This is a genomic window from Streptomyces sp. NPDC004667, assembly GCF_040609475.1.
Classification (GTDB): domain Bacteria; phylum Actinomycetota; class Actinomycetes; order Streptomycetales; family Streptomycetaceae; genus Streptomyces.
This window is the reverse complement of the sequence record NZ_JBEXKC010000120.1, coordinates 1-15996: the sequence shown is the minus strand read 5'-3', so window position 1 is coordinate 15996 and position 15996 is coordinate 1. Positions and strand designations below refer to the sequence as shown.

Annotated in this window: 11 protein-coding genes and 3 pseudogenes; 7 read left to right on the top strand and 7 right to left on the bottom strand. The window is 73.9% G+C overall.

The genetic code is table 11. The features are described 5' to 3' along the window. Nucleotides 1-255: 255 nt before the first annotated feature. Nucleotides 256-1863 (bottom strand): annotated as a pseudogene (locus tag ABZW32_RS35940) (nitrate- and nitrite sensing domain-containing protein); the annotation flags it as partial. Nucleotides 1864-2719: 856 nt separating this feature from the next. Here ABZW32_RS35940 and ABZW32_RS35935 point away from each other — a divergent pair. After that, entirely contained in the window at nucleotides 2720-2944 is a 225-nt protein-coding gene (locus tag ABZW32_RS35935) for a hypothetical protein (RefSeq protein WP_356224508.1), read from the top strand. Nucleotides 2945-3089: 145 nt separating this feature from the next. Next, nucleotides 3090-3263, top strand: coding sequence for a hypothetical protein (locus ABZW32_RS35930; protein ID WP_356224506.1), 174 nt, complete (start codon nucleotides 3090-3092; stop codon nucleotides 3261-3263). A 95-nt stretch (nucleotides 3264-3358) separates the two neighbouring features. Here the strand turns inward: ABZW32_RS35930 and ABZW32_RS35925 are convergent, their stop codons facing one another. The 4 genes and pseudogenes from ABZW32_RS35925 to ABZW32_RS35910 all read right to left on the bottom strand — a co-directional run bounded on the left by ABZW32_RS35925 (nucleotide 3359) and on the right by ABZW32_RS35910 (nucleotide 7931). Continuing rightward, nucleotides 3359-4570 (bottom strand): glycosyltransferase, encoded by a 1212-nt coding sequence (locus tag ABZW32_RS35925; protein WP_356224504.1) that lies wholly within the window; start codon nucleotides 4568-4570, stop codon nucleotides 3359-3361. Nucleotides 4571-4687: 117 nt separating this feature from the next. Beyond that, nucleotides 4688-5253, bottom strand: a pseudogene (locus ABZW32_RS35920) (TipAS antibiotic-recognition domain-containing protein). A gap of 454 nt (nucleotides 5254-5707) precedes the next feature. Then, nucleotides 5708-6367, bottom strand: coding sequence for a class I SAM-dependent methyltransferase (locus tag ABZW32_RS35915; RefSeq protein WP_356224502.1), 660 nt, complete (start codon nucleotides 6365-6367; stop codon nucleotides 5708-5710). A 97-nt stretch (nucleotides 6368-6464) separates the two neighbouring features. Next, nucleotides 6465-7931, bottom strand: a complete 1467-nt coding sequence (locus tag ABZW32_RS35910; RefSeq protein WP_356224510.1) for an IucA/IucC family siderophore biosynthesis protein — start codon at nucleotides 7929-7931, stop codon at nucleotides 6465-6467. Between the two features lie 217 nt (nucleotides 7932-8148). Here ABZW32_RS35910 and ABZW32_RS35905 point away from each other — a divergent pair, with 217 nt between their 5' ends. Both ABZW32_RS35905 and ABZW32_RS35900 read left to right on the top strand, forming a co-directional pair. Beyond that, nucleotides 8149-9693, top strand: a complete 1545-nt coding sequence (locus ABZW32_RS35905) for an IucA/IucC family protein (RefSeq protein WP_356224500.1) — start codon at nucleotides 8149-8151, stop codon at nucleotides 9691-9693. 135 nt (nucleotides 9694-9828) lie between these two features. Then, entirely contained in the window at nucleotides 9829-10632 is an 804-nt protein-coding gene (locus ABZW32_RS35900) for a GntR family transcriptional regulator (RefSeq protein ID WP_356224498.1), read from the top strand. Between the two features lie 49 nt (nucleotides 10633-10681). Here ABZW32_RS35900 and ABZW32_RS35895 read toward each other — a convergent pair whose 3' ends face one another. Next, nucleotides 10682-11197: a proprotein convertase P-domain-containing protein gene (locus ABZW32_RS35895; protein WP_356224496.1), complete on the bottom strand. Its 516-nt coding sequence runs from the start codon at nucleotides 11195-11197 to the stop codon at nucleotides 10682-10684. Between the two features lie 229 nt (nucleotides 11198-11426). Then, nucleotides 11427-11708 (bottom strand): annotated as a pseudogene (locus ABZW32_RS35890) (helix-turn-helix domain-containing protein); the annotation flags it as partial. 146 nt (nucleotides 11709-11854) lie between these two features. Here ABZW32_RS35890 and ABZW32_RS35885 point away from each other — a divergent pair. The 3 genes from ABZW32_RS35885 (at nucleotide 11855) to ABZW32_RS35875 (ending at nucleotide 15883) form a co-directional block, all read left to right on the top strand. Beyond that, entirely contained in the window at nucleotides 11855-12814 is a 960-nt protein-coding gene (locus tag ABZW32_RS35885; protein ID WP_356224494.1) for an RNA polymerase sigma factor SigF, read from the top strand. 199 nt (nucleotides 12815-13013) lie between these two features. After that, the gene (locus ABZW32_RS35880) at nucleotides 13014-14093 is read left to right on the top strand and encodes a glycine betaine/L-proline ABC transporter ATP-binding protein (protein ID WP_356224492.1); all 1080 of its coding nucleotides are present in this window, start codon (nucleotides 13014-13016) and stop codon (nucleotides 14091-14093) included. After that, a complete protein-coding gene (locus ABZW32_RS35875; protein WP_356224490.1) occupies nucleotides 14093-15883 on the top strand; it encodes an ABC transporter permease/substrate binding protein in 1791 nt (596 codons plus the stop codon). The genes ABZW32_RS35880 and ABZW32_RS35875 overlap by 1 nt, the downstream gene beginning before the upstream one ends. Nucleotides 15884-15996 lie beyond the last annotated feature (113 nt).

Here is a 15996-nt window from a genome sequence, read left to right as displayed (position 1 = left end):
ACCAGCGGGCGCACGATCACCACCGCCACCGCCACCAAGGTCCGCGACTTCGCCTGGGCGGCCGGTCCGTTCAGCAAGATCTCCGGCACATGTGCGTACGGGGGCGAGCGCGGCGGCCGGGCCCGGCGTGCGGCGGGCCCGCGATGCCGGCTCCGGCTCCCGCTTCCGCTCCGCGGTGTCGGGCGCCAGCAGCGCGTTCGGGAGGATCACCACGGCCGCGGTGCCGCCGTACACGGAGCGGCGCAGGGTGACCCGGGCCTGGAGCTGCTCGGCGAGGTGGCCCACGACGAAGAGGCCCAGCCGGTGCGCGTTCTCCGCGAGGACGGAATACGGGGGCGCCGAGTGCAGACGCTCGTTCATGGCCTCGTAGCCGTCGGCCGACACCCGTGGCCCACGGTCCTCGATCTCGACCGACAGCCCGTCCGCCACGAGTTCGGCGCGGACGACCACCTTCGAGCGGGGCGGCGAGAACCGGGTCGCGTTGTCCAGCAGTTCGGCCAGCAGGTGGCTGATCTGGCTGATGACGTGCGGCTGCACGCTCGCCTCGTCCAACGCCTGCCGTTCGATCCGGCGGAAGTCCTCGACCTCGGCGGCTGCTTCGCGCAGCAGGTCGGCGACGCGCATGGGATCGGTGTGCGGGTCGGGGATCTCGCCCCCGGCGAGGATCAGCAGGTTCTCGATCTGGCGCCGCATCCCCACCGTCAGCTGGTCGGACCGCATCAACTGGGCCAGGAGGGCCTCGTCGTGGCCGAAGGTGTCCTGGAGGTCCTCGGTCAGGCTCAGCTGCCGACTGACGAGGTTCCCGGTCCGGGAGGCGATGCCCGAGGCGAACAGGCCGAAGCCGTGGCGTTCGGCGGCGAGCTGCCGGTGTCCGTCGACCGACACGGCGACGACCCGCGCGAAGGCGTCGGTGATCTGCCCGACCTCGTCCTGGCGCCCGCGCACGGCCGGCAACGCCCGGGTGTCGACGGGTTCGCCGCGCTGGAGCCGGGCCACCACACCGGGGAGCGTCTCCTCGGCGATGGCGACCGTACGGGTGTGCAGACGGCTCAGCCGGCGCAGGACCGACCGGGTGGTGAGGACCACGACGGCGATGACGAACAGCAGGGCCCCGCCGCTGGCTCCGATCAGCCAGTAGACCTCTGTCTCCAGCTCGGAGGCCTTCGCGTCGGCGTGCGCGAACACGCTGCGGGCCCGCTCCGTGTTGAGCGTGGCCAGTTTCGGTGCGAAGGCGGCGTAGGCGGCGGGCCAGCCGTCGACGTCGGCGGGCAGTTTCACCCCGGTCGCGGTGTCCTTGTGGTTGGCGACGACCGCGTTCTCGATGCGGAACTTGGCCTGCCAGGCCGCGGAGCCGGTGAGCTCGTCGTACGAGGCGAGTTCGGCGGGCGGGAGGTACGGGACGATCCAGGTGTCGTACAGGTACCGGTGGGTGCCGACGGAGTCGAGGAACCGGGAGAAGCCGGTGGCCGCCAGCTCGCGCGTGGGCCCGGCCAGCGCGAGGGCCGTGTCCTCGCGCGCGACCATCTCGGCCGCCGAGAACAGCGCGACGGCCGGCCTGCTCTCCTGGGAGAGTTCGGCGTCGTCGGAGTGGCTGAATTCATCCTGGTAGGCGCGGATGATGTCGTCGATCACGCCGGTGTAGTAGCCGACCACCTGCTCCGCGCTGCCGGTGTGGGCGTCCGCGCGTTTGCGGTAGGAGTCCAGCAGGTCGAGCCGGTCGGCGACGGAGCCGACGCGCCCTCCGTCCTCCCTGGCGCTCCCCGAGACCTTCCGGAACTCCGCCGCCGCCTGGTCCGTCCCGGCCCGCCCGTCGCGCAGGGCGCCGTCGGCGACGGGGGATCCGGCCCATCGCGCCGCCGTCATCGCCCGCTCGGCCTGCAGCTCGTTCATAAGCCTGACCAGCGGTACGCCGATCCGCTCGCCGGTCTCCACGTCGGCGCGCAGGTGCTCCGACTGGGCCAGCAGCCGCTGGGCGGTCACGGTGACCTGGGCGCCCATCGCCACGGTCGGGACGACGGCCAGGCAGACCAGCATCGTGCGCAGGCGCACGGTGCGGCGGCGCCGGAGGGGCGGCTGGCTCGGGGGGCCTTCGGGTGCCATCTCAGACATGGGTCCTCGGAAGCGGCAGGAGCGGGAAAGGGGCCTGGTCGAGGGCATGGCGGGACTGCCGACACGGCCCTGTGGGGTAAGGATGCCGATCATATCCAGCCAGTCCAAATAAACGGAGACCCTACTTCCATACCTTTGCGCGACAAGGCTGCCGACGGGGCCTCAGGACGCCGGACGGGAGGCGACGGCGCCGAGACGCCCGGACCGGGCACGCCTTCGCCGTGTTCTTCCAGAGGCCGATTGACGAGTGAAGGCGGCGCCGGTGCGCAAGATGCGCGAGAAGGCACGCGCGGCCGAGGCGACCGGGCAGACCGGGCAGACCGGCGAAGACACCGCGCAGAGCTGACGCACCGCCGCCCCGAGGCGGCGCCTCACGGCGGCAGGGCCGGTACCGACGGCGGTACGGGCTCTGTCCCCGTTTGCACGGGCGGTTCGGGAGCGCCGCGCCGGATCGTGCCGGATCGTGGACGACATGTGCGGTTTGTTCTGGCTTCGTGCGGTAGGACGTCCCCATGATGGGGCGGGCCGGGACTGGTCCGGCCCCGGCGCCGGAGGGCTCCGCCGTGCCGCGCGCCTACCGCCACGCTCCGTACGACCGGTGAGGACAGCAATGGACGACAAAGAACCGACGGGCCCGGACGGTCCGGGATCGCTCTCCGACGAAGAGATGATGAAACTGATCGATGAAGTCCTCGACAGCGTCCCGCCCGAGCAGGTCGAGGACTGCCTCCTCGCCCTCGCCGAAGGACGACCGGCCGTCCACGACGTTCCGGTCCGGCTGACCCCCGCCCAAGCGAACGCCCTCCTCCTCTTCCTCCACAGGGGCGGCGGCTGAAATCCGCCCTCGACCGAAGGGCCACACCCCGTCGGTGCGGCCAGATACGTGACATCGCATCGGGGAGGGCGGGGTAGCGGGCGGCCTCGCAGATCATCAGGACCTCGGTACGGCGGATCCTGGTCGGTGCAACGGAATTCCGCACATGGCGGACGAACGCGCCCTGCGGGGCCTGCCCGTTCTCGAACGCATTGCGGAACCCGACGATGCGCATGCCCGCGTCCTGCCAGCGGAGCTCGATGTAGAGCTCGACGGACAATCCCTGGTCAAAATCCTGTGCTCCCGGGCCGAGGACGAGCCGATGCCCCCGACCGGGTAGCGCGATCGCACTGTCGGCCCTCGTCAGTGCAGTGGCCGCGGACCGCGCCGACTGGACGGCGCCGCCCCGCGGACGGGTGAGGGCGCCGATCCGGATCACCTGATCAGCCGTCCCACGGCCGACACCACGGCGGCGGCGCCGTCCTCCACCGCGATGTGGCGCGCCGCGGCCGCGGCGGCGGCCGCGTACGACGGCTCCCGGACCGCCTTCGCGAGCGCGTCGCCGAGGCCCTCGGCGGTCAGGGAGCGGAACGGTATCGGGGCCGGGGCGGCGCCCACCGCCGCGAGCCGTCCGGCCCAGAACGGCTGGTCCGCGGCCACCGGCACGGTGACCGACGGCACCCCGGCGCGCAGCGCCGCCGACGCCGTACCGGCTCCGGCGTGGTGGACGACGGCCGCCAGCCTGGGGAACAGCAGGGCGTGCGGGAGGTCACCGACCGTCAGGACGTCGTCCCCGTCGGCGGCGAGCCCGGCACTGCCCGACTGGAGTACGCCGCGCAGCCCCGCGCGCCGCAGTGCGCGTACGGCGATCTCGCCGAGGCGTTCGCCCTCCCCCGCGGCCATGCTGCCGAAGCCGACGAGCACCGGTGGCGGCCCCGCGGCCAGGAAGTCCTCCAGTCCCGCGGTCAGCCGCTGGTCCGCGCCGACGTACGGCCACCAGGGTCCGGTCACCGCCAGTCCGGCCGCCCAGTCCGTGGGGCGCGGCAGCAGTGCCGTACTGAAGCCGTGCAGGACGGGCCACCTGGCCGCCGCCCGGCGCCGGCGCATGCGTGCCGCGGTCAGCGGCGGCAGCTCCAGGCGGGCGCGCAGCCGTTCCACCGCCGGTTCGAAGACCCTGTCGGCCATGCGCAGGGCGAACCGCCCGGCCGCGCGGTTGCCGAGCCGGCCCAGGGAGCGGGTTCCCGTCGCGGTCGGGGGGAAGTCGCCCGTCGGGGTGGTGGGCTGGAGGTAGACGCCGATGCTCGGTGTCCCGGTGGCCTCCGCGACGTGCCAGCCGAGCGGCGCGGTGGTGGCCGACAGCAGGAGCAGGTCGGTGCCCGGGTCCACCGCACCGGCGAACCCCTCCCCGAGTTCGGTGACGAACGCGGCGGCCGCCCGCAGCAGTTCGCGCTTGCCGCGGGCGCTCCCGTGCGACCGGTGGTCCGCGGGCAGGGGCCGGAACTCCAGTCCGGCTTCCGTGGCCAGGGGCTCGAAGGTCTCCGTGGCGGCCAGCGCGACCTCGTGCCCGGCACGGCGCAGTGCGACGCCGAGGCCGGTGTAGGGGGCGACGTCACCGCGCGAACCGGCTGTGGCGATCAGGATCCTCATGGGTCTTCCTCATACGTGTGGTGGGTCGTTCCGCAGGGACATGGCAGGGGCTGGGACAGGGGGCAGGAGCGGGGCACCGGCGCGGCGCGAGGCGTTCGCGTGGACCGCCTCGTGCAGTCAGCCGGCCAGCCCCGGCCGCTGCTGCGAGGACGGTACGACGAAGGCGAGCGGGTCGGCGGCGCAGTCGTCGGCGATGCGCCGGTGCATGTCGGGCGGGCACGGTGTGAACCAGCGGCCCACGTGGAGCCGGTGCGCCTCGGCGACGTCCATCGCCCGTACGCCGTCGGCCGGTTCGCCGTCGTCGAAGGCGGCGAGCAGCTCCGCACGCCGGTCCGCCGCCTCGCCCATCAGGCGGCGCCAGTCCTCCTTGGTGTGCGCCGCCGCACGGGCCATCGCCTCCCGGTGCCCGTCGGAGTCGTGCCACTTCACCGGAGCTTCGGTGGCGTGGCTGAGGTCGAAGACGATCTCGCCGAAGACCTAGAACCGCTCTTCGGGCGTCAGGGACACCCCGGTCCGCTGGACCTCGACCGCCCGCTCGGCGACCTCGGCGAGCGCGAAGCCCAGTTCGCGGTAGAAGAGGATCTGCTGGAGCCGGGCGAGACGAGTCCCGTCCGGTCGTAGTGGTGCAGCGTGCGTACGGTGACCCCGGCGAAGGCCGAGACCTGACCGACGGTGTAGCTCATGGACCTGCCCTTTCGTTGGCTCACAGCCTTAAGCCCGACTTAGGGGGAGGGCCAACCCGCCGGGGTGCGGAGGAGCGTTCCGATACGGCTCGGAAGCCCTCGCCGGATTCGACTCGCCGGGCCTGTGCACCGCCGTCTGCGTGCCGTTGCGCGGCACGCACGGCGCCCGCCGTGCGCGGCCGTCCCAGGACGGCCGCCCGACCGCGTCCGATCCGGCCGACCGGCCAGGTCGGATGGGTGGGTGGGTGGCGAGTGCCGGGGGTAGGGCCCGCTGCGGACCAGGACTTGGCGGGCCCGCCCCGCACGGCCTGCCGGTCTGGCCCGGCCTGCTCGTCCGGGCAGGCCTCTCGTCCTGCGGACCACGCCATGGCGGGCCGCGGCCCCTCGGGCACGGGCGACCCAGTCGGGTACGAGTGGCCCCGGTGGCCCCGGTGGCCCCGGTGGCCCCGGTGGGTCAGGCGGGGCCGGCGATAGGGGGTTTGCGGGCCAGGACGAAGCCGTGGGGGATCGTCTCGGTCGGGCCCGGTTCGCGTACCAGGCGGGCCACCTCCGCCAGCCCCGCCCCCGCCAGCCGCTCGGCGACCAGGCCGGGCGGGGTCCCGTGCACTGCGGGGTCGACCCGGTGGCCGTCGGGGTGGTCCGGCAGCCGCCCGTCCCCCGCCTCGAACGCGAGCAGCGCGTACCCGCCCGGAGCCAGTACCCGGGCGAACTCCGTGAAGACGGCGGGAAGCTCCCCGGGCGGGGTGTGCGCGGTGGAGTGCCAGGCCAGCACCCCGCCCAGGACCCCGTCCGCGATGTCCAGCGGGGCCATCCGGCCCACCTCGAACCGCAGTCCCGGATAGCTGCGCCGGGCCACCGCCACCATCGCGGGGGACAGGTCGACGCCGAACGCCCGCACGCCGAGACCGTTCAGGTACGCCGTCATCCCGCCCGGCCCGCAGCCGAGGTCCGCGACGGCCCCGCCGCCCCCGCCGCGTACGCACTCGGCGAAGGCGCCCAGCATGGCCCGGTCCAGGGGCGCGGCCTCCAGGACGCCCGTCAACAGCCGGGCGTGGTCGACGGCGACGGCATCGTAGGACGCCCGGACGGCACTCAGGCGCGAGCTCTCTGTCATGCCCCTGAACAGTAGCCCGCCCGGGGGCGGGTCTCACCCCCCGGAAGCCGTCTACGGGCCGTCGACCGGACCTGTTCCCCCGCCCGTCGGTCGCCCGTCAGCCGCCGGCCAGCGGATTCGGGAGCTCCGCCCACTGGTCGCCCGGCACCCCCGGACTGAGCCGCATCAGGGTCAGCGCCTTCACGGGCAGCGGCCGGCTCCTGAGCAGTTCCGCGTCGGCGGTGGGCGGCATGCCGTCCAGGGCTGCGGCCAGTGCCCCGCCGAGAACGGCCGAGGAGCCCGCCGTGGCGGCGAGGGCCCCGGCCACCAGGGAGCCGAACAGTTTGCGCCGCAGCACCGTCTCGTCGTCCGTGACGAGCCGGCCCGACAGCGGGGGCACCGCCAGCCCGTGCCGGGCCAGTCGGGCCGGGCTGATCCGGATGTCGGCGAGGTCGCGGTAGACGAGCCGCCGTGGTGTCCCGTCGGGCCCCATGACCAGCAGCAGGTTCTGGCCGTGGGCCTCCAGTGCCACTCCGAGGTCGAGCACCTTCAGGCACACCGACACCGCGAGGCGGGCGAACTCGGCCTGCCAGGCGGCGGAACGGGACAGCTCCGTGCCAGCCAGCGCCGCCACCGGCACCACCCGCTCCCCGGGGCCCGCGTACGCCTCCGGAGCCTCACGGAGCACCGCTGCCAGGTCCGGGCTGTGCGCGGTGGCCGCGCCGAGGGTGCGGGTGATGTGCAGGCGGCCGTCGAGCCGCTCCGTGAGCGCGTGCGCGAAGGCGGACACCACGGCCGCCGTCTCCACCGAGTACTCCGAGATGTCCCGGACGGAGGAGGTCAGCCGGGTGCTCAGCGCCGTCTTCACATGGGGGCCGCCCGCCGCCGGGGCCAGGGTGCGCAGCGCCATCAGGGGATGTGCCGCGAGAGCGTCCGCCCGGACCTCCTCGCCCTTCAGGACGTGCTCCGCCTGCCAGGGGTGCACCGGCACCAGGATCCGGTCCCCGTCGCGCAGGTGCTCCGGCCAGTCCCCGGTGACCAGGCACTCCCGGACCGGTACGGAGACCAGCCCGAGCCCGACCAGCGGCCGGTGCTCCGGCGCGTACGCCAGCTGTTCGGCCACCGAGAACCCTGGCCGGGAGCGGCAGTTGGGGTGGTAGGGATGGCCGTCGACCACCGTCTGCTCCCACTCCCAGCCGGTGCGCGGCTCCTCGCCCGGGCCGGGCCGCCGTCCGGCCCGGGACAGGGCGAGGGAGGCGGTGCTGTCGTCCAGCTCGGCGGCGAAGGCGGCTCCGTGGGGCACTCTCAGGGCCTCCACCAGCTCCGCGGCCCGCCGGTGGGTCCGCCCGTCGAGCCGTAGATCCGTGACGAGGTCGCCGGTGGCGTACGGGTCCGCCGGCGGGCCCTCCAGCCGCCCGCCCCCGGCCAGCAGCAGCGTGAGCGAGTCCGGCCCGCCCTCCCGGCGCGCCACCCACGGCAGCGGCTCGAAGGCCAGCGCCCGCCACAGCCGGGTGAGCACGGCCGACCGCGCGCCCTCCAGGGAGGCCTCGTACGCCGCTGCGAGCGAGGGCCGTACGCCGGCCAGCGCGGCGCGGACCGCCTCCTCGGCACCGCCGGCGGCCGTGCTCGCAGTGGTTCCGGCGGCGGCCGGGGCCGCGGTGGTGTGATCGGGGTCGGGGACGTGCGCGCTGCGGTCCAGGGTCCCGTTCCTTTCGTGTCGCTTTACCGGATGATCACTTCATCATCACGGATACTGAAGATCACGGCCGACTGTTCCCCTCCGTGGAACCCCGGCGCACCGGATGGACCGAATGGAACCAGTGGACCTCAACACCGCCGCCGACGCCTGCGCGGCCGCCCCGCTCCTGAACTGCCTGCTGCGGGAGGTGGCCGACGCCCAGGGCGCGGGCGTCCACCGGCTGCGCGGAAGCGGCCGGCTCCTGAGGGTGGGCGGCGGACGCCGACCCTCCGACCCGGCCCTGCGCACGGCGGACGGCTGGCATCCGCTCAGCCACGCGGAGCTGGTCAAGCTCACCTCCGACGAGCTGCGCCAGTACACCGGCGTCTCCAACGACGAGCTGCCTTCCGAGATCGCCGACAGCCGGGCCGCGGTCGCCGCGCTGCTGGCGGCGCGGGCCGCCGCCGAGGCCCCGGAGGATCCGTACCTGCGGTCGGAACAGGCCCTGGTCGTTGGGCATCCGCACCACCCCGCCCCCAAGGCCCGCGGCGGCGCGCCCGCCGCGAGCTGGCTCCCCTACGCCCCGGAGGCCCACGCCCGCTTCCCGCTCGTCATGCTGGGCCTGCGCGAGGACCAGGTGGCCGAGGAGGGCGGCCCGGCCGCCGCCGACGCGGTCGACGCGCTGGCCGGGATCCTCGACGGCCCGCGCCCGCCCGCCGGGTACCGGGCCCTGCTCGCCCACCCCTGGCAGCTGGAACTGCTCGCCGGACGGCCCGGGCTGCGGGAGGCCTTCGCCGACGGCCGGCTGCTGCGGCTCGGCCCGACCCGGCTGCCGGTGTGGCCCACCGCTTCGATCCGCACCGTGTACGCACCCGGTCCGGACGCCGACCTGTTCGCGAAGTTCAGCCTCGACGTGCGGATCACGAACGACGTGCGCCGACTGTGGCGCCACGACCTGCTGAAACTGCGCCGGACCGATGCCGCAGTCGAGGCCGCCTTCGCCGATCTGCGCGGGCGTACCGGATCCGGAGCGGTCTGGCTCGCCGACCGCGGGTACCGCACCGCGGCCTTCGCCTTCGAGGAGCTCGCCGTGCTGGTGCGCGACGGCCTGCGGACGGGGGTGGCCGAGGGGGCGACCCCGCTGCTGGCCGCCGCGCTCGCCGAGGACTTCCCGGGGAGCCCGCTCGCGGCGGCGGCCGACCCCGTGCGCTGGTGGCGGGCGTACCTGCGTCACGTCGTGCCTCCGGTGCTGTACCTGTTCGCCCGGCACGGGATCGTGCTGGAGGCCCATCTGCAGAACTGCCTCGTCGCGGTCGACGCCGACGGCCTGCCGGTACAGGCCCTCTTCCGCGACGCGGAGGGGGTGAAACTTCCCCCGGACATGCCGCGCGGGGCGGCCTGGGAGCGTCTCGTGTACTGCCTGGTCGTCAACCACCTGGCGGAGGTTGCGGCGACGCTGGCCGAGCACCGGCCGGAGCGGGCCGCGGAGCTGTGGCCGGCCGTCGCCGAGGAACTGCGGAGCTTCGACGCCGCGCACGGCCTCCCGGAGATCGCGGACCTCCTGAGCGCCCCCGCGCTCCCGGCCAAGACGAACCTGCTGCTGCGGTGGACCCGTGCGGACGGCGCCGACGCCCGTTACCTGCCGCTGCCCAACCCGCTGCGGGGGTAGGGCCCGAGGCGTCCGGGAGCGGGATTTGGCCAAGGTGGTCCAGGCCGGGGCAACGGTCGTACCCAAAGGTATAGACCAATGCTAGGTTGGGCGGGCAGACCGCGCAGTCCTTGACCACCCGTCAGAGGAGAAGCCATGCCCTCCCCGTCGCGGGGCGGCGCCCCGGCCGCCATGCCCAAGTACCAGCGGATCGCCGCAGAGCTGCGGGCCGAACTCGACCGCTCCGCCCACGACTCCGGCGGCCGGCTGCCGTCCGAACGCAGCCTCGCCGCCCGGTACGGGGTCAACCGCCAGACCGTCCGCGCCGCACTCCAGGAGCTGCGGGCCGACGGACTGATCGTCACCGGCCGCCGGGGTACCCGGGCGGCCGGGAGCCGGCCCGCTCAGCCCGCTCCGGCCGCATCGGTGCCGCCGCCCGCTCCGGCCGCCCCGGGGAGCCGCCCGCACCCGACAGGGTCCCCGGGTGGTCCGGCCGGGGGGACCGTGACCCGGCTCACCCTGGTCACCGTGCCGCCTTCGCTCGCCGCGCTGCTCGGCATGAGCGGCGGCGCGCGCACGCTGGTCCACCACCGGCGCGTCCACGGCCCGGGCGGCGAGGCGCTCCGGCACGCCGTGACGTACATCTGTCCGCGCACCGCCGCCCGGACTCCGGAACTGGCGCCGTACCTCGACCGGTCGGCCGCCGCCCGCGACGAGGACCTGCGGCCGTTGCACCGCTGGCTGGAGCGGGCCGCCGTCCGGGGCCGGACCGCCGAGACCATCACGATGACCCGCACCAGCCGGCCCGAGGCCCCGGCCGCCGCCTGCGGCCTGTCCGTACGCCGCCTGCTCCACGACGCCTCCGGCCGGCTGATCGCCGTCACCGACCTGGCCTTTCCGACCTGGGACCGGCTCACGTTCCACCGCCGTCCGGAGGCCATCGGATTCCGCGTCAGTTAGGCCTTCCCGCAAGGCACGGACCCGGTTCCGCCGGGCGCGCGGCCCGGGCTCAGAAGCGCAGCGCAAAGGAGTCGAGACGGCCGGTGTGCCCGGCGCGGGCGTCGAACACGCGCAGCCGCCAGACGCCGTTCGCCGTGTGCGCGGAGGCGTCGACCGCGTAGACGACGTGGACGTCCGGTACGCCCCAGCCCTCCCACTCGTCCTTGACGGGGATGACGGCGCCGTCCGGTGCGATCACGTCGATCCGCAGGTCCCCGGAGTCGGCGTGCTCGATGCCGATCTCGACGTCGAGGTCGGCCCGGGCCTTCCCGGGCACCCCGGCCACGGTGACGGGGGAGAGCACCGTCTCCAGGTCGGCGATGGGGAAGCCGGTGGTGTCGGCGAAGCGCGGGCCGCGCGGGCGTTGCGCCGCGGTGCCCACGTAGAGCAGCCGGTCGGGGGAACCGGGGCCGACGTCGGTGAGCGATCCGGTGGTGGCGCGCTCGGCGCGACGGCCCGGAAGCCGGGTCGGGCTCGGCCTGAGCCCGTTGCCGTGGGCGGGCGTGCGGCGTACGGGGACGACCACCGGCGGCGGCCGAGGAGTCGCCCCGCCGGGTCGCAGTTCGCCCCGGTCGCCCCGGTCCTCAGGCCGTCGGGAGCGGGGGCGCCGTCGCCGGGGGTTCGGCCGGTGCGAGGCCGTCCGTCTCCGGAGGCGCGGTGTCGCCGAAGGCGTCGGCCGCCCGGACGGGCCCGACCGGCCCGGTCAGGGCTTCCGGGTCCGGGACGAGGTCCGGGGGTGCGGCGGGGGCGCCGGTGAGGAGGGCGAGGAGGCCGGCCACCTGGACTCCGGCCTCGGCGGGATGGCGGAACACGGCACCCGCCGAGATCTCGTACCGGTTGCGACGTCCGTCACGCACCCGCTGGAGGTATCCGTCGGATTCGAGGTCGGCGACGATCGTCTGCACGGTGCGCTCCGTGAGCGCGCACGTCACGGCCACATCCCGCAAACGCACGGCCGGATCCCGGGCGATGGTCACCAGGACGCGGGCGTGATTTGTCAGGAATGTCCAGTTCTGTCGACGTGTCATGCTCCCCATGCCGCCATCATGCGGTACATGATTCATGTCACGCAAGACGTGAAACGGGTTTCCGGTAATTCTTGACGTAGGAGAAGAAGAAGGCCAGCATCTACGGCAGTCAAGGTCCCGCGCCGCAAGCCGACCAGCCCAAGGAGCGAACCCGAATGCCGGTTTCCGCCAGCACCACCTCCAGCGCCGTCCCCGGCACCCGTACCACCGAAGCCGCCGCGCTCCCGTGCCCCCGCCGCACCGCCGAGGCCGCCCGCACCGCGGGCCTGCCCCGGATCGACGAACCCCGCGAGATGGCCCCGGCCGACGCCCGCGAGCTCTCCAAGGTCTTCTTCCAGCGCCTGCGCGCCCTCGAAGAGGGCACCCCGGAGTACCAGTACGTCCGCAACACGCTCATCGAGATGAACGCCTCACTCGTCCAGTACGCCGTGCGCCGCTTCCGCGGCCGGGGTGAGAACGGCGACATGGAGGACATCGTCCAGGTCGGCACCATCGGCCTCATCAAGGCCATCGACCGGTTCGACCCGGACCGCGAGAACGAGTTCTCCACCCTCGCGATGCCGTACATCACCGGCGAGATCAAGCGCCACTTCCGCGACACCACCTGGGCGGTCCGCGTCCCGCGCCGGCTCCAGGAGCTGCGCATCGACATCGCCAAGGCGAAGGAGGAGCTGACCGTCAGGCTCGACCGCTCGCCGACCGTCGCCGACCTCGCCGCGCACCTCGACCTCACCGACGAGCAGGTCATAGAGGGACTGGTCGCCGCGAACGGCCACACCAGCGGCTCCCTCGACGCCCCGCAGAGCGAGCACGGCGACGGCCCCGCCGAAGGCCACACCCTCGCCGACGTCATGGGCGAGGAGGAGCCGGCCATGGAGCTCGTCGAGGACATCCAGACCCTGGCCCCGCTGCTGGAACGGCTCAGCGAGCGCGAACGCGCCATGCTGCGGATGCGCTTCGGCGAGGAGCTGACCCAGGCCCAGATCGGCGCCGAACTCGGGATCTCCCAGATGCAGGTCTCCCGCCTGCTCACCCGGCTGCTCGCCCACCTGCGGGCCTCGATGCTGGCCGACCCCGGCCCCGAGCCCGACCGGGCGTCCGCACGCACCGTCTGACGGGAATCGTGCCGCGCACCGTGACCTGCGTCACCCGGCCGTTTGCCGGGACCGGGCCGGGGCAGGCGCGCCACTGGAGCGGAACCACGCCCTCCGGCCGATCGGGCCGCGGGCGCGGACCACGCGGGCCGATCCCGCCCCGCTCCCCGGCCACCGCCGCCAGCGGTGCGCCGGACCCGGTACGACCCACGAGGTGCATGTGTCCACGCTCCAGGCCGAACACGTCTACAAGGTGTTCGCAAGGCGACCCGGCGACAGGACGGCCGCCGTCCGGGCCCTCGAACGCGGCGCCGACCGCGACGAGCTGCGCGCCGACGGCACGACGGCGGCCGTCATCGACGCCTCCTTCCGCGTCGAGCCCGGCGAGATCTTCGTCGTCATGGGGCTCTCGGGCTCCGGCAAGTCCACCCTCCTGCGGATGCTCAACGGTCTGCTGGAGCCCACGGCGGGCCGCATCCTCTTCGACGGCGAGGACCTCACCGAGCTCGGGGCGCGTGAGATGCGCCACGTACGCTCCACCCGGATCTCCATGGTGTTCCAGCACTTCGCGCTCTTCCCCCACCGCGACGTGCTGGCGAACGCCGCCTACGGTCTGGAGGTCCAGGGCGTCCCCCGGGCCGAGCGCGAACGGCGCGCCGCCGAGGCGCTGGCGCTGTGCGGGCTCGGCGGCTGGGAGAAGTCCTGGCCCGACGAGCTGTCCGGCGGCATGCAGCAGCGCGTCGGCCTCGCCCGCGCCCTGGCCACCGACGCCGACCTGCTCCTGATGGACGAGTCCTTCAGCGCCCTCGACCCGCTGATCCGCCGCGACATGCAGGACCAGCTCCTCGAACTCCAGCGGACGCTGAAGAAGACCATCGTCTTCATCACCCACGACCTCAACGAGGCCATGAGACTCGGCGACTCCATCGCCGTCATGCGCGACGGCCGCATCGTCCAGCAGGGCACGGCCGAGGACATCCTCACCCGCCCCGCCGACGACTACGTCGCCTCCTTCGTGCAGGACGTCGACCGCTCGCGCGTGCTCACCGCCGACGCCGTCATGGACGAGGCCCCCGACGAGGTCCCCCACGGGGCGGACGGCTGCACCTGCCCCACCGTCAGCGCCGACACCCCGCTGGCCGACCTGTGCGCCGTCAGCGCCCGCGTCCCGCACGCGGTGAGCGTCACCGACGCGGAGGGGGCCGTCGTCGGCTCCGTCCCGCAGGACCGGCTGATCGCCTTCATCGGTGACGAGCAGCGGCCCCCGATGGCCTGCGCCTGCGCGGAGGTGGCCGCCTGATGCCCCGCCTGCACCTCGGCGCCTGGGCCGACGGCACCGTCGACTTCCTCCAGCGCCACCTGTCCTGGCTCTTCGACGCCATCAGCACCGTCGTGACCGGCCTCTACGACGGCATCGACGCGGTGCTCTCCGCACCCGCCCCGCTGCTCTTCGCGGGCATCCTCGCCGTCGCCGCCTGGTGGCTGCGCGGGCTGCTCGCCGGCCTGCTGGCCTTCGCCGGATTCGCGCTCGTCGACTCGGTGGCGCTGTGGGACGAAGCCATGTCCACGCTGTCGCTGGTCCTCGTGGCGACCCTCGTCACGCTCGTGTTCGCCCTGCCGCTCGGCGTCTGGGCGTCCCGCTCGGACCGGGTCAGCGCCGCCCTGCGGCCCGTCCTGGACTTCATGCAGACCATGCCCGCCATGGTCTACCTGATCCCCGGCGTCATCTTCTTCGGCGTGGGCGTGGTCCCCGGCATCATCGCCACGATCATCTTCTCGCTGCCGCCGGGCGTACGGATGACCGAGCTCGGCATCCGCCAGGTCGACGCTGAACTGGTCGAGGCCGCGGAGGCCTTCGGCACCACCCCGCGCGACACCCTCGTACGCGTCCAGCTCCCGCTGGCCCTGCCCACGATCATGGCGGGCGTCAACCAGGTCATCATGCTCGGCCTGTCCATGGTGGTCATCGCCGGAATGGTCGGCGGCGGAGGCCTCGGCGGCGCCGTCTACCGCGCCATCGGCAACGTCGACATCGGCCTCGGCTTCGAGGCGGGCCTCTCCATCGTCATCCTCGCCATGTACCTGGACCGGATGACCGGGGCGCTGGGCCGCCAGGTCTCCCCGCTCGGCCGCCGCGCCCTGGAGAAGACCCGGTCGGCCGCGAGCGGCGCGGCCCGGCTCTGGAGCCACCGCCCGCAGCCCGCGTACGCCGTCACCGGCGCCGTCGTCCTGGCCCTCGTGGCCGGCGGTATGAGCACCTTCGGCGCCCACGAGGAGACGGGCCCGGCAGGCGCCGCCGACATCGGCAAGGGCCGCAAGGTCTCGATCGGCTACATCCCCTGGGACGAGGGCATCGCCTCGACCTTCCTCTGGAAGGAACTGCTGGAGCGCCGCGGCTTCGAGGTCGACGCCCGCCAGCTGGAGGCCGGCGCGCTCTACACCGGCCTCGCCGGCGGCCAGATCGATTTCCAGACCGACTCCTGGCTGCCCGTCACGCACGCCCAGTACTGGCAGAAGTACGGGAACAAGCTGGAGGACCTCGGCTCCTGGTACGGACCCACCTCGCTGGAGCTGGCCGTCCCCTCCTACATGAAGGACGTCCGCTCGCTGGCCGACCTCAAGGGCAGGTCCGGCGAGTTCAAGGGCCGGATCATCGGCATCGAGCCGAGCGCCGGCGAGATGTCCATCCTCAAGGACAAGGTGCTGGGGGAGTACGGCCTCGACGGCGAGTACAAGGTCGTCGACGGATCCACCCCGGGGATGCTCGCCGAGCTGAAGCGGGCCTACGAGAAGAAGGAGCCCGTCGCGGTCGTCCTCTGGTCCCCGCACTGGGCCTACTCCTCGTACGAGCTCACCAAGCTGGAGGACCCCAAGGGCGCCTGGGGCAAGGGTGACGGCATCCACACCCTGGCGCGCAAGGGCTTCTCCGCCGACGAGCCGAAGGTGGCCGAGTGGCTGCGCTCCTTCAAGCTCACCGAGGCCCAGCTCACCGGCCTGGAGGCGAAGATCCAGGACACCGGCAAGGGGCAGGAGCAGCAGGCCGTCCGCGCCTGGCTGAAGGACCACCCCGAGGTGGACCGGCTCGCCTGACCGGGCCCGCCGCCCGGACCCTCCGTACGCCGCGGCGCGCGGGACCGTCGTGCGCTCCCCCCCCCCCCCCCCGACCTCAACAGAGCGGAAGAGCGACCGCAACCCAAAGAGAG